General features: G+C 70.2%; 13 protein-coding genes. 5 read left to right on the top strand and 8 right to left on the bottom strand.

Annotated elements, in window-relative coordinates:
• Positions 1-178 precede the first annotated feature (178 nt).
• Positions 179-1,657, top strand: coding sequence for a hypothetical protein (locus G4D87_RS03910; RefSeq protein WP_163778992.1), 1,479 nt, complete (start codon positions 179-181; stop codon positions 1,655-1,657).
• Between the two features lie 96 nt (positions 1,658-1,753).
• Here the strand turns inward: G4D87_RS03910 and G4D87_RS03905 are convergent, their stop codons facing one another.
• The 5 genes from G4D87_RS03905 to G4D87_RS03885 form a co-directional block, all read right to left on the bottom strand.
• Positions 1,754-3,283: a potassium-transporting ATPase subunit C gene (locus tag G4D87_RS03905; RefSeq protein ID WP_163778989.1), complete on the bottom strand. Its 1,530-nt coding sequence runs from the start codon at positions 3,281-3,283 to the stop codon at positions 1,754-1,756.
• Positions 3,284-3,297: 14 nt separating this feature from the next.
• Entirely contained in the window at positions 3,298-5,358 is a 2,061-nt protein-coding gene (kdpB, locus tag G4D87_RS03900) for a potassium-transporting ATPase subunit KdpB (protein WP_163778986.1), read from the bottom strand.
• Position 5,359: 1 nt separating this feature from the next.
• Positions 5,360-7,081: a potassium-transporting ATPase subunit KdpA gene (gene kdpA / locus G4D87_RS03895; RefSeq protein WP_163778983.1), complete on the bottom strand. Its 1,722-nt coding sequence runs from the start codon at positions 7,079-7,081 to the stop codon at positions 5,360-5,362.
• A 9-nt stretch (positions 7,082-7,090) separates the two neighbouring features.
• Positions 7,091-7,180, bottom strand: coding sequence for a K(+)-transporting ATPase subunit F (gene kdpF, locus G4D87_RS03890; protein ID WP_163778980.1), 90 nt, complete (start codon positions 7,178-7,180; stop codon positions 7,091-7,093).
• Between the two features lie 109 nt (positions 7,181-7,289).
• Positions 7,290-8,393 (bottom strand): porin, encoded by a 1,104-nt coding sequence (locus G4D87_RS03885; RefSeq protein WP_163778976.1) that lies wholly within the window; start codon positions 8,391-8,393, stop codon positions 7,290-7,292.
• A gap of 251 nt (positions 8,394-8,644) precedes the next feature.
• Here G4D87_RS03885 and G4D87_RS03880 point away from each other — a divergent pair, with 251 nt between their 5' ends.
• From G4D87_RS03880 to G4D87_RS03870, 3 genes are all read left to right on the top strand, one after another.
• Positions 8,645-9,322 carry a cytochrome b/b6 domain-containing protein gene (locus G4D87_RS03880; RefSeq protein ID WP_163778974.1) on the top strand — a complete coding sequence of 226 codons (678 nt, stop codon included), beginning with the start codon at positions 8,645-8,647 and terminating at the stop codon, positions 9,320-9,322.
• A complete protein-coding gene (locus G4D87_RS03875; protein WP_163778971.1) occupies positions 9,315-10,010 on the top strand; it encodes a molybdopterin-dependent oxidoreductase in 696 nt (231 codons plus the stop codon). Before G4D87_RS03880 ends, G4D87_RS03875 begins: the two co-directional genes overlap by 8 nt.
• Before the next feature lie 272 nt (positions 10,011-10,282).
• Positions 10,283-10,960: a hypothetical protein gene (locus G4D87_RS03870; protein ID WP_205507412.1), complete on the top strand. Its 678-nt coding sequence runs from the start codon at positions 10,283-10,285 to the stop codon at positions 10,958-10,960.
• Positions 10,961-11,011: 51 nt separating this feature from the next.
• On the opposite strand, the gene G4D87_RS03865 is transcribed toward G4D87_RS03870, so the two are convergent.
• Positions 11,012-11,446 (bottom strand): hypothetical protein, encoded by a 435-nt coding sequence (locus tag G4D87_RS03865; RefSeq protein WP_163778966.1) that lies wholly within the window; start codon positions 11,444-11,446, stop codon positions 11,012-11,014.
• Between the two features lie 25 nt (positions 11,447-11,471).
• On the bottom strand, positions 11,472-12,257 hold the full coding sequence (locus tag G4D87_RS03860) for an alpha/beta fold hydrolase (protein WP_163778963.1): 786 nt from the start codon (positions 12,255-12,257) through the stop codon (positions 11,472-11,474).
• Between the two features lie 129 nt (positions 12,258-12,386).
• On the opposite strand from G4D87_RS03860, the gene G4D87_RS03855 reads away from it, so the two are divergent.
• Positions 12,387-13,127 (top strand): DNA methyltransferase, encoded by a 741-nt coding sequence (locus G4D87_RS03855; RefSeq protein ID WP_163778960.1) that lies wholly within the window; start codon positions 12,387-12,389, stop codon positions 13,125-13,127.
• Here G4D87_RS03855 and G4D87_RS03850 read toward each other — a convergent pair whose 3' ends face one another.
• The gene (locus tag G4D87_RS03850; RefSeq protein ID WP_163778958.1) at positions 13,128-13,760 is read right to left on the bottom strand and encodes a hypothetical protein; all 633 of its coding nucleotides are present in this window, start codon (positions 13,758-13,760) and stop codon (positions 13,128-13,130) included. It abuts the gene before it with no gap.
• Between the last annotated feature and the right edge of the window lie 21 nt (positions 13,761-13,781).

Below are 13,781 nucleotides of genomic sequence, written 5' to 3'. Positions count from 1 at the left end.
GCACTCCCCAGCGCCCCCTCGTTCTTCAAGAGGGGGCGCCCCGGTCCGAGCGAGCCCCCGGTGCGCCTGGCTGCTCCGGCGAGCCTCGCGCGGGGGCATTCCCGACCCAGGATGGGGGGTTCGGCTTCTCCTGGGTGCGTCGGTTATCGTGGCGGAATATCGAGGGGAGTCCGACGACATGAAGCGAGTGGTTCTGGGGTTGTTCGCAGCCGTGGTCCTCAGTGCGTGCGCAGCGCACGAAAAGACGGGAGACCGCGCCGCGGCTGTGGGGGATTGGAAGTCCGCGTATGCGTCCTACCGGCAAGCGCTGGCCAGCGAGCCGGACAGTCCCGAAATCAAGCTCAAGTTCGACGAGGCCCGCACCAAGGCGCTCCAGGATGCGCAGCAGCGGGCGCAGACGTGCGCGCAGGTGAATGACTGGGGCTGCGCGCTCGCCGAGTCCGACTTCGCGCTGTCGGTGGAGCCGGGCAACGCGGAGATTGCCTCGTTCCGCGCGAACGCGGCGCAGCAGGTGGCGATGTCTCAGCTGGACACGGCCGTCGAGCAGGCGCAGCAGGGGCAGTACGCGGAGGCCGCCTCGCTGATGGACCGGGCGCTGCAACTGTCCCCGGCGCCCGAGGTGAAGGCGCACGCGGAGGACGCGCGGCGCATCATCATCACCCAGGGGCGCGTCCGGGCGGACCAGCACCTGCAGGAGGGCAACTTCATCGCGGCCCACGAGCTGGCGCAGCTGGTGCTGCGGCTGGACGCCTCCGCGTCGGCGTGGGCGCAGAACATCGCCGCGGAGTACGAGCACTTCGTCACCGAGGAGGTCGAGCGGCTGTCGCGCGAGGGTGACGCCGCGCGGGCGCAGCACGACTGGGCACGCGCGCAGCAGAGCTACGGCGCCGCGCTGAGCCTGCGGCAGGGGGGTCGGGCCCAGCCACTGGAGGAGTACGTGCGCCACATGGCCCTCGCCGACCAGCGCATCGCGGTCCGGGACTGGAATGGAGCGGCGGACGCGTACCACGTCGCGCTGCGCACGGGGCAGGACGACGGCTACGCCAGCCAGCAGTTGGAGCGCGTGCAGCTGCGACCCTACCGCGTCGTGCTGCGCTCGGTGCTGGTGACGCCGGGCCGGCCAGATGGCCGAGCGTGGGTGGGCACCTCGAACGACATCTTCACGCGGCTGGCCAACCGGGTGACCCAGATGGCGCGGAAGAGTGGGATGTCGGGGCTGGTGAAGGACCTGGCCATGAGCATCCCGCATGAGAATCGCCCGCGGCTGCGCATCGAGGTCCACCACCCGGATGGCATGCACCTGACGACGCTCGGGCGTGACGGCATCTACACGGCGTATGACGCGGAGTTCGTCGCGGTCGCCAATGCCTTCGACGACCGGCGGGTCGGCTTCCAGGTGTACGTGGACGGGCCGAACGGGAGCGAGCTGCTCGGCTCGACGGACGTGCCCATGCGCGAGCTGGTGGAGCACCGCGAGGTGGCGCTGGAGGGCCGCTCCATCATCGCGCTGCTGCTGAGCACCGGCGATGACAGCCGTCAGCCAGGCCCGTACGCCGGCATGGCGCGCGTGCGGCCCGCGCCGCCGCCCGGTGCACAGCCGCCCGGTGCACGGCCGCCGCCGCCGGGCCGCGGCCGCGTCGCCTCGCCGACGCACTGACGTCCCACGGGGCCGGGAGGATGGCTTCCGGCTTCCGACACGGTTGCACCACGCTCGGAGCATCGCTCCGGGCGTGGACAGCCCCGGGCGCCCACCTCAGCGCGGCAGGCGGAGCCGGAACGTGGAGCCGGTGCCCACGTCGCTCTTCACCTCGATGTCCCCCCCGTGCGCCCGGGCAATCCGGCGGGACACGGAGAGTCCCAGGCCCACGCCTGGGATGTCCTTCGCCGCGGCCCCGCTGCGCTTGAAGGGCTCGAAGAGGGTGTCCAGGTCTCCGGGTGGAATCCCCACGCCTTCATCCGTCACGGACACCGACACCTCGCGCTCCGAGGACTCCAGCCGCAGCGTCACCACCCCACCCTCGGGCGAGTACTTGATGGCGTTGCTCACCAGGTTGGTGAGCACCTGCGACAGCCGCGTCGAATCACACCGCCAGGGCACCGGCGAGTCCGGCACGGAGTACTCCAGCCGGTGCTGCTCGCTGGACGGCCGGTGGAGCTCCACCACCTCCTCCACCAGCCCGCGCAAATCGCACTCCTCCAGCCGCAGCTCCAGGTTCCCCGCCTCGATGCGCGTCCTGTCCAACAGGTCGCCCACCATGCGCTCCAGCCGGTCCACCTGGTTGGAGATGCGCACCAGCGAATCCCGCACCTTCTCCGGCGGAGGCGCCGTCTTGGCCCGCAGCAGCATCTGCGCCGACAGCTTCAGCGCGTTGAGCGGCGTGCGCAGGTCGTGCGCCACGCCCGCGAGGAACTGGAGCTGCCGCGCGTCCTGACTGGTGACGGTCTCCGCCATGTCGTTGAACTCCGCGCCAATCTCCTGGAGCTCTGGCGGCCCCGCGCGCACCACCCGGGATTCGCGCCGCCCTGACTTGAACGCGCTCAACGCGCGGCGGATGGCCACCAGTGGCCGGTAGATGCGCGTCTGCGCGATGGCGAGGAACAGCACCACGCCCGTCAGCACCGACACCGCGAGCAACGTTCCAATGAAGCGCGCTGTCCTGCGCACGGCGGTCGCTTCGTCGCGAGCCGCGCGCGCCCGCGCGATGCTGGAGTCCATGACCGCCCTCGTCGCATCCACCGCCTGCGCCAACCGGAGCCGCCGGTCCGGCTCCGGCGCATTGAGATAGGCCTCGACGCCCGCGCGGGAGGCCGCCACCAGCCCGCGCTCCGCCTCCGTCTCCGTGTACAGCTCGACGTGGGCCAGCCGCTCCGGCACCTCGCGCACCAGCGCGTCCACACCGACGGGCGGCCCGATGTCCGCGGGCCCCACCCCCTCCACTTCGTGGGCGTACTGGAGCAGCAGCAGGGTGATTTCCAGCTCGGCCGCCGCGCGCGCCTTCAGCTTCAGCGACGTGGGCCCCAGGTTGCTGCCCGAGGACGCCGCGCCGTCGTAGCCCGCGCCCGCGGCGGAGGGACGCGGATGGAAGTACCCCGCCCGGGTGAAGCCCTGGCCGATGAGCGCGCTGCCCACCACCCGGCCGCGGTCGTCCTTCACCAGCGAGCCGTTGGCCTCCCCCGGAAAGAGGAGCTGCGCCAGCCCGGTGACGGCCAGCGGGTACAGCAGGCCCGTGATTACCAGCGTGACGACGCACGCGCGCAGGGCCGTGAGGAGTGTGGAGAACATGGGGATGCGTCCTTTCACGCCAGGCCCACGGCGCCGAGCAGCACGTCGATGACCTTGATGCCCACGAAGGGGACGATGACGCCGCCCACGCCGTACAGGAGCAGGCTGCGCCGCAGCAGGGCCTCCGCGCCCAGCGGGCGGTAGCGGACGCCCTTCAGCGCCAGGGGGATGAGCAGGATGATGATGAGCGCGTTGAAGATGACGGCCGACAGCACCGCGCTGAACGGCGAGGCCAGCCCCATCACGTTGAGCGGCGCAATCTGGGGAAAGACGCCCATGAAGAGCGCCGGGAGGATGGCGAAGTACTTCGCCACGTCGTTGGCGATGGAGAAGGTCGTCAGCGTGCCGCGCGTCATCAGCAACTGCTTGCCCACCTCCACCACCTCCAGCAGCTTGGTGGGGTTGGAGTCCAGGTCCACCATGTTCCCGGCCTCCTTCGCCGCCTGGGTGCCGGTGTTCATCGCCACGCCCACGTCCGCCTGCGCCAGCGCGGGGGCGTCGTTGGTGCCGTCGCCCGTCATGGCCACCAACTTGCCGCGGCCCTGCTCGGTGCGGATGAGGGCCAGCTTGGCCTCGGGGGTGGCCTCGGCCAGGAAGTCATCCACGCCCGCCTCGCGGGCAATCGCCGCCGCGGTGCGCGGGTTGTCACCCGTAATCATCACCGTGCGGATGCCCATGGCGCGGAAGCGGTCGAAGCGCTCCTTGATGCCGCCCTTCACCACGTCCTTCAGGTGGATGATGCCCAGCAGCCGCGCGCCGTCCGCCACCGCCAGCGGCGTGCCGCCCGCGTCACCGATGCGGCCAGACACCTGGGCCAGCGCGTCCGGCACCGCGCCACCCTGGGACTTCACGTGCGTGACGATGGCGTCCACCGCGCCCTTGCGGATGCCGCGCGGGTGCGGGTCCACCAGGTCGCAGCCGCTCATGCGCGTCTGCGCGGTGAAGGGCACGAAGGTGGCGTGGTGCGCCTGGAGCTCGCGCGGGCGCATCTTGTACGTGTCCTTCACCAGCGTGACGATGGAGCGCCCCTCCGGCGTCTCGTCCGCGAGGCTGGCGAGCTGCGCGGCCTCCGCCAGCTCCTCCATCCGCACGCCCGGCATGGGGAGCAGCTCCGTGGCCATGCGGTTGCCCAGGGTGATGGTCCCCGTCTTGTCGAGCAGCAGCGTGTCCACGTCACCCGCCGCCTCCACCGCGCGTCCGCTCATGGCCAGCACGTTCTTGCGCAGCAGCCGGTCCATGCCCGCGATGCCAATGGCACTCAGCAGGCCGCCAATCGTCGTGGGGATGAGGCACACCAGCAGCGCCACCACCGCCGCGCCCGACAGCGGCACGCCCGAATAGAGCGCCAGCGGCACCAGCGTCACGCACGCCAGCAGGAAGATGAGGGTGAGCCCCACCAGCAGGATGTGGAGCGCCACCTCGTTGGGCGTCTTCTGCCGGGCCGCGCCTTCCACCAGGCCAATCATCCGGTCCAGGAAGGACTCGCCGGGGTTGGCGGAGATGCGCACACGGATGCGGTCGGAGAGCACCTTCGTGCCACCCGTCACCGCGGAGCGGTCGCCGCCCGACTCACGGATGACGGGGGCGGACTCGCCCGTCACCGCGGACTCGTCCACGCTGGCGATGCCCTCCACCACCTCGCCGTCGCCGGGGATGAGGTCTCCGGCCTCGCAAATCACCTCGTCGCCCTTGCGCAGGTCCGGCGCGGACACGCGCTCCTCGCGGCCGTCCTTCCAGCGGCGCGCGGTGGTGTCCTTGCGCAGCTTCCGCAGGGCGCCGGCCTGGGCCTTGCCGCGCCCCTCCGCCATGGCCTCCGCGAAGTTGGCGAAGAGCACGGTGAACCACAGCCACACCATGACCTGCACGGTGAAGCCCAGCGGCGCGGCCTCCGGGCGCGGCGCCACCAAATCCTTCACCACCAGCACCGTGGTGAGCAGGCTCCCGGCCCACACCACGAACATGACGGGGTTGCGCGCCACGTCGCGCGGGTGGAGCTTGCGCAGGCTGTCCACCAGCGCGGGTTTGAGCAGCGAGGCGTCCAGCAGCGACGCCGGCTTCGAAGCAGGCGAGGACATCTCAGTAGACCTTTCCGGCCCCAGCGAGGAAGTGCTCGACGATGGGGCTCAGCGAGAGGGCGGGGAAGAACGTGAGCGCGCCGACGATGACAATCACGCTCACCAGCAGACCGGTGAAGAGCACGCCGTGCGTGGGGAAGGTGCCCGGGCCCGCTGGCGACACCTTCTTGCCCACCATGGAGCCGGCGATGGCCAGCGCGGGCACCATCATCAGGAAGCGCCCGCCGAGCATCGCCAGGGCCAGGGTGAGGTTCCAGAAGGGCGTGTTGGCGTTGAGGCCCGCGAAGGCGCTGCCGTTGTTCGCCGTGCCGCTGGTGTACGCATAGAGGATTTCCGACAGGCCATGCGGCCCCGCGTTGTTGAGCGAGGACACGCCCTGCGGCAGCACCGCCGCCAGCCCGCTGAAGCCCAGCGTGAAGAGCGGAAAGACGAGCACGTACAACATGGCGAGCTTCATCTCCCGCGCCTCGATTTTCTTGCCGAGGTACTCGGGCGTGCGGCCCACCATCAGCCCGGCGATGAAGACGCTGAGCACCACCATGACGAGGATGCCGTAGAGGCCCGCGCCCACGCCGCCGAAGACGACCTCGCCCAGCTGCATGTTGACCAGGGGCACCAGGCCGCCCAGGGGCGTGAAGCTGTCGTGCATGGCAATCACCGCGCCGCACGAGGCCGCGGTGGTGATGGCGGCGAAGAGCGCGGAGGCGGTGATGCCGAAGCGCGTCTCCTTGCCCTCCATGTTCCCCGCCTGCGCCACCTGCCCGGCGGCGGCGATGGCGGGGTTGCCCTGGGCCTCCGCCGCGTACACCGCCGCCACGCCCGCGAGGAAGAGCACGGACATCGCCGCGAGCAGGGCCCAGCCCTGCCGGGTGTCACCCGCCATCTTCCCGTAGGTGTACGTGAGGGCCGCGGGGATGGAGAAGATGGACACCATCTGCACCAGGTTGGTGAAGGGCGTGGGGTTCTCGAAGGGGTGGGCGCTGTTGGCGTTGAAGAACCCGCCGCCGTTGGTGCCCAGCATCTTGATGGCCTCCTGCGAGGCCACCGGCCCCTGCGCCAGCGTCTGGCTCGCGCCCTCCAGCGTCGTGAGCCGCAGGGAGGGCGCGAAGCTCTGGAGCACGCCCTGCGACACCAGGAAGAGCGCGTAGAGCAGACACAGCGGCAGCAACACGTAGAGGGTGACGTTCATCACATCCACCCAGAAGTTCCCCAGCGTCTTCTGTCCGTCCGGGCCGGGCCGGCGGGTGAAGCCACGCGCCAGCGCCAGGGCCACGCTGATGCCCGCGGCGGCGGAGACGAAGTTCTGCCACGCCAGGCCCACCATCTGCGTGAAGTAGCTGAGCGAGGACTCCCCGCCATACGCCTGCCAGTTGGTGTTGGTGGTGAAGCTGACGGCGGTGTTGAACGCCAGCGCCGGCTCCACCGCCGCCATCCCCTGGGGATTGAGCGGCAACAGGTGCTGCGCGCGCTGGAGGCCGTAGACGATGAGGACGGAGAAGAAGCTGAACGTCAGCAGCGAGCCCGCGTAGGCCACCCACGTCTGTTCACGCCGGTCCGCCGCGCCACACAGGCGCAGCAGCAGGCGCTCCACGGGCCCCAGCACGCGGGGTAGCGGGCGCGCGTCTCCTTCGAGGACGCGGAAGAGATAGGCGCCCAGCGGCTTCGTCACCGCCAGCACCAGGACGAAGAACAGCAGGATTTGCGACCAACCGATGAAGGACATGGCGGGGGCCTAGAAGCGCTCCGGACGGAGCAGCGCGTAGAGGAGGTAGGCGCCGAGCAGCACGGACAGGACGGCGCCAGCGGCGTATTCGAAGGTCATCGGGAAGAACCTCACAGGCGCTCGCAGCCGTGGACGTAGGCCCACGCGAGCGCGAAGAAAGCGGTGGTGACGAGGATGAGGACAAGGTCCATGGCGTGGGGGCTCCCGTTCAGAACCAGGCGACGGCGCCGAGCATGGCGAGCGTCTCGGAGTCCTTGAACGTGGGCGCGCCATCCACGCCGGTGGCGCGTGCGGTGAAGACGTCCGCGGTGGAGGTGTCGTGGCGCGCCTCCAGCTTGAGGACCAGGTGTTCGGCGGGCTTCACCTCCAGGGTGAGCGTGCCGCCCGCCAGCGTCTGCGACGCACCGGAGATGACACCGTCCAGGTCTCGGTACGCCTCCACGCGGGCCGCCAGGGCCACCGGCTCCGCGAGCTGGACGCGCGCGTTGAGGCCCGCCGCGTACCACGGGGCCGCGTCCTGTCCGGAACGCGCCTGCCGGCCCACGTCGGCGGTGGCCGCCAGTGAGAAGGTCCGCGTCACCTTCCAGGTGGCCACGGCGTCCGCGAAGAGGCGGAGACCGCCGTCACCTTCCTCCCCCACGAAGGTGTTGAAGGCGGCGGACAGCCGCGGCCCCGCGTAGGCCACCTGGGTGCCCAGCGCCTTGCCGCGGTTGTTCTCACCAATCGTCTGCCAGCCATTGAGCAGGTGGAGCTGCGCGCTCCACGCATCATTGAAGGCCCAGGTGCCCTTGAGGCCGGACTGGTAGTAGGGCGACAGCTCGCCCATCCACGAGCGCGTGTAGTTCCAGTTGAGCTGCGACTGGAACGACTCCAGGCCGATGTGGCTGGGATAGACGCCCGCCTCCAGCGTCAGCGGGCCCGTCACATACGACACCGTGGCCTGCTGGAGATGGCGCCACACCTCGGGGCCCGTCGCGGCGCCCTCTGGCTCGGCCTGGTGCAGCACCTCGATGCCGGTGCCGAAGCCCAGCAGCACCTTGAAGCCCACGGGCTCGGGGGCCAGCGACACGCCCAGCGAGGCGAGGTTGATGGAGACCTCGTTGTCGCGCTTCGCGGTGGTGCCCGTGCCAGGGAGGAAGCTGGCCCCGTCAGAGGGGCGGTTGAAGTTGCGCGCGTAGTACACGTCCACCCCACCCTCCACCTTCAGGCGGGACAGCAGGCCCGGGGGTTCGGAATCGGCGGACGGCTCCGGCGCGGCAGCCTGGGACAACAACAGGGAGGACAGCAGGGAGGACAGTGGGGATGCGAGCATGGTCGTGCTCTCCCCAAGAGCACCCGCCGTGCCCGGCCAGCGCCCATGGTGCCCCTGTCATTCCAGGGGGTTGGGCCCCGGCCCTCCTGTCCTGGGTTGCACCTTGCACGAAACAGCCTGAAGGTTTCGTGCAACGTGCCCCCCGGGCCAGGGGCCCGTCCTCCGCGCGACGCATGGGTAGGCGGCACCCGCCCTGAATGACGGCTGACCATCAACGCGAGCCACACCGCGCCCACGCCGCGTGACGCCGGATGCTTTCTTCCGCGCGCGTGCAAGCCCCCGAACGACGCAGGCCCCAGCCGTGGCTCATCCGAGTCACCCACTGGCTCAACGTGCCGCTGCTGCTCATCATGGCGGCCAGCGGCCTCCAGATCTGGGTCGCCTATCCCATGCTCGGGCCGCAGGGCCGTCCCTACGGCTGGTATCCCTTCCAGGGCGTCCCTCCCCCCGAATGGATGCGGCTGGGGAGCTGGCTGGCCGGCGCCCGTCACTGGCACTTCGCCTTCGCGTGGTTCCTCACGCTCAACGGCGTGGCGTACGTGCTCTACCTCGCCCTCAGTGGCGAGTGGCGCCGCCGCCTCTTCCTGCCCCGCCGCGACGCGCGCAACGCCCTGGACACGCTCGCCTTCTACCTGCGCGTGCGCAAGCACGCCCCCGCGCAGGGGCTCTACAACGGCCTCCAGCGGCTGGCGTACACGGGCACGCTGGCGCTGGGACTGCTCGCGGTGCTCTCCGGACTGGTCCTCTACAAGCCCGTGCAGCTCGGCGCGCTCACCTCGCTGCTGGGTGGCTACGACGCGGCGCGCGCCGTCCACCTCGTCATCCTGGTGCTGCTCGCCCTCTTCACCGTGGGCCACATCGCGCTGGTGCTGCTCCACCCACGAAGCCTGGCGGAGATGGTGACGGGCGGAAGGAAGCCGGATGCCTAGACACCTCCTCACGCGGCGCAAGGCGCTGTTGGGCGCCACCTCCCTCACCGTCAGCGCGTGTGACAGCAGCCGCCCTCGCGAGGGCTTCCTGGGCGCCATGGAGCGCTTCAACGCGCGCGCGCAGGCCGCCCTGTTCGATGAACGCCGGCTGGCGCCGGAGCTGCCTCCCGAGGAGACGACGCCCCCCGGGAAGTTCCCCGAGTACTTCGTCTCCGACACGGTGCCGCTCGCGCCCACGGGCTGGGCGCTCCAGGTGGGCGGAATGGTGGCGCGGCCCGGCGTGCTGACGCTGGACGCACTCCAGCGCCTGCCTCGCACCGACCTGCGCATCCGCCATCACTGCGTGGAGGGCTGGAGCGCGGTGGCGTCCTGGCATGGCGTGCGCCTGAGCGAGCTGGCCCGCTACGCGGGCGCTGATGCCCGAGCGGGCTACGTGGAGCTGCGCTCGTTCGACGCGGGCTATCATTCGTCCTGGGACCGGCCCAGCGCCTTCCATCCGCAGACGATTCTGGCCTACGGCATGAACGGTCAGCCGCTGACGCCCGGACACGGCGCGCCCCTGCGCCTCTATTCGGGCGTGAAGCTGGGCTACAAGATGGTGAAGTACCTCACCAAGGTAAACTTCCTTCCCGAGCCTACCGGCGGCTACTGGGAAGACCGCGGCTACGAGTGGTTCGCGGGCGTGTGAGGCCCCCTCCCGCGACCTCCACGACAGCCAGGTGGATGCCAGATATTCACTCGTGGTATTTCATAGCCAACCGCGAGGACTGGTGCACCTCACTGCCCACCGACGTCTGCGTCGACGGCTCGTACTACTCCTCCCACCTGCTCTCGAACTTCTTCTGCCACGCCGTGGGGAGCAATGGCTCCTGCGGCGACCCAGACGCCGTCTGGGAAGTGAACTGCCGAGCGCGCCTCAACACCCCCCAAACCCGCCCTCCAAGCGAGAGGAATTCGACCATGCAAGGAATGATGAGACTTTCGGCCCTGACCACCGCGCTCTGCGGCGTGCTTGTACTCGGGGGATGCAACATCCAGACGGACGAAGCACCTCCAGCGCCTGGAACCGAGCTCGAGTCTGGCGAAGCCGCGCAGGAGTTGACCCTCTGTGGCACCACCTGCCCCGCGGGGCATCATGTGACGAGCCAGACCTGCAATCCGGCCGCCTGTGGCGGCTCGTGCAGCAGCGCCTACTCCTACAATCAAGTCACCTGCGCCCCCAATACCGAGACGTTCTCGCATTGTGGCTCGGGCTGCCCGAGCGGCTGGCTGGTGACGGACGTGGGTTGCTCTTCGGCGTGCGCCGACTTCTGCAACGGCATCTACCTCAATCAAACCACGTGCACCCAGGGCTGCGACCCGCGGGCGGGGACCTATGGCCGGAAGACCCTCTACACCTCCGCCGAAAGTGAGTATGTCTATCGGTCCGGATGGTGTGGCATTGGCACCGTCTATCCCGCGATGTGCCATGAAGGAACGTACTACTACTCCCAGTCGCTCGAGACGCGGGGCTGCCTGCGGGCGGGGAGCAACGGCACGTGCCAGGACCCCGATGCCGTGTGGCGGGTGACCTGCCGGTCATCCGTCCAATGCGTCTACGACTGCGACGGGACGTGTGTTCAGACGCACTGCTCATGAAGCAGGCGGACGGGGGCCGCTTCGACGGCCCTCGTCCCAGGCCGCGGAGGCTCAGACCTTGCTGCTGACGAAGCCACCGCTGAAGGGCGAGAAGCCCCGCTTGCGCAGCGCCTCGCGCTCGGCCTGGAGCGCGGCCAGCGCCTCGTCGCGGGTCGCGTAGTGATTGACGGCGGCGCCGTTGATGGCGCCGCTGGTGAGCACGAACATGCGCGTCATCTCATCCCCGCCGAAGCGGTACGAGCGGTGCGTGTAGCGCTCCAGCACGTCGCGGCGCTCCTTGCCGAAGACGCGGCCGGCGGTGAACTTCACCACCAGCCCGTCCAGGTTGATGAGGAGGTCCACCTTGGACGGGTACTTGGAGAGGTGGTCCTCGACTTCCTTCCGCCAGCGAAGGACGTCCGCCTCATTCATCAGGAGACAGTCGGTGAAGTACGCGGTGACGACGTCGTTCTGCGCGTCGTACTCGAAGGACATGTTCCAGGCCATCGTGCTGCCTCCTCGAAGCGGGCGCTCAGGCCGGTAGGGAGCCGGCGAGGAAGGCGGACACCAGCGCCGCCGTCTCCGCCGGGCGCTCCACCTGCGGGTAGTGACCGGGGCCGGGCAGGTACGACAGGCGCGCGCCGCGAATCTTCGACACCACCGCCTCCCGCAGGAAGGCAGCCGGCAGGAAGGCATCGTCCGTGGCCAGCACCAGCGTGGGCGCCGTAATCGCGGCCAGCTTGTCGGCGAAGCCACCCGCCGTCCACGCGTCGAAGACGTGCTCGATGGCCGCCGGGCTGACGCCCATCGAGTCCTTCACCAGCGCCTCCAGCGACTCCGGCGACAGCTGCTTGCACGCGAGCCCGAGGATGGCCTGCTTCTTCTCGAGGCTCTCCGCCGACGTGCGGAACAGCCCCGCCGCATCCGGAGGCAGCGGCAGCCCCGCGGCGGGCACCGTGTTGAGGAGCACCAGCCCCTCCACGCGCGCCGGCACCTCCGCGGCCACCCACTTCACCAGTTGGCCGCCCATGCTGTGCCCCACCAGCGTGAAGCGCCGCGCGTCCACGGCGTCCGCCACGGCCAGCACGTCGTTCGCCAGCGACTCCAGGCTGAAGCCCCCGTCCGGCCGGCCCGACTGGCCGGAGCCCCGCATGTCCGGAATCACCAGCCGCAGCCCCGTCAGCTCCAGGCGCTCCACCAGCGCGTCCCAGACGGCGCCGGACACCATCCAGCCGTGGACCAGGATGACCGTGCGCGGACCTTCACCCACGACACGGTAGTGGAGCGAAGTCCCGTCTTTCGCTGAAGTCGTGGGCATTCCGTCTCTCCGTTGCAACAAGATAAAACAGGATTGTAGAAATCTAGGGAAGCGCAAGCAAGCCACGGTTTCGGCGTGTTTTCCAGCCTGACGCGGAGTGCGCGCGGCTCTGGCAGACTCCCTGGCCACATGGCGGACGAACAGGCAGGCGCCCCGGGCGCAGCGAAGCGCACGGTGTACTGCGAAGACGCACTCGTGTGGCTGGAGGCGCGGCCGGTGCTGGAGGGCTGCTCGGCCATCGCGTCCCTGCCGGACGGGTCCGAGTTCCCGTCCCTGTCGCTGGCGGAGTGGAAGGCCTGGTTCATCCGCGCCGCGGCGCTCATCCTCGCGCGCGTGCCGCCCGAAGGCGTGGCCATCTTCTACCAGACGGACGTGAAGGAAGAGGGCACCTGGGTGGACAAGGGCTACCTGGTGTCTCGCGCCGCCGAGGAGGCGGGGGTCGACCTGCTCTGGCACAAGGTGGTGTGCCGGCGGCCGCCCGGGACGGTGACGTTCGGCCGGCCCGCGTACTCCCACATGCTGTGCTTCTCGCGCGGCGTCCGCGTGGACATGGCGAAGTCCACGCCGGACGTCCTGCCCGGAGCGGGCGAGGTGACGTGGACGCGCGGCATGGGCGTGGAGGCGTGCCTCATCGCGTGCCGCTTCATCCTGGAGCACACGCGCACGCGCACGGTGGTGGACCCCTTCTGTGGCCACGGCACCGTGCTGGCCGTGGCCAACGCCCTGGGGCTGGACTCGGTGGGCGTGGAGCTCAGCCGCAAGCGGGCGCGCAAGGCCCGCAACCTGCGCGCGGAGCGGATGGACGGCACGCTGGTCCTGTCGGGCGCCCATGGCACGGGCGCGCCCGGGGGCGAAGACGACGCGCTGTAGTCACCCGGACGCCGGCGCGAAGGCGGCCGGGGCGCCCGACTCCCGCGCCACGGTGGCCTCCAGCTCGCCGATGAAGGCCGCGAAGAGCCGCTCTTCCAGCGCCAGCGCGGCGTCCAGCGTGGCGCCCACGGCGGTGAGGCGCGCGACACACGCGTCCTCGATGGTGCGCCGGTGGCTCTGCTCCTCGGTGACGACGCGCCCCAGCTCCTCGCGCACGGCAGGCTGACGGGACGCGGCCTTGTAGAGCGGGTACAGCACCATGGCGCGCCGCTCGATGGCCGTCGTCGTGAGCAGGTAGTGCAGGTAGACATCCGGCGCGCCCGTGAAGGACGAGGCCCAGGTGGCCAGCTCGTGGTCCAGCGCCTGGAAGTAGCGGCCCGCGGCCTCCGGGCAGAGGAACGCGGTGATTTCCGCGCCGGCGACCTCGGCGGACAGGCGCTTGAAGGCGAAGGCGTGGCGCGTCTCGTCAGCCAGGTGCCCCAGCACCTCCAGCGTCGGGTGCCGGTCCGCCACGGTGCGCGAAATCTTCCGCGCGCCGATGAACTCCATCAGGGACAGGGTGTGGAGCCAGCGCGCCTCCATGTCGGGCGTCTGGGAGAGCTGGCGGAGCACGGCCTGGATTCGGTCACGCATGAGGCCGTCCTCTAGCCCGGC

This window comes from Myxococcus vastator (assembly GCF_010894475.1).
Taxonomy (GTDB): Bacteria; Myxococcota; Myxococcia; order Myxococcales; family Myxococcaceae; genus Myxococcus; species Myxococcus vastator.
The sequence above is the reverse complement of the archived record's forward strand: the minus strand, read 5'-3'. Positions and strand labels throughout refer to the sequence as shown.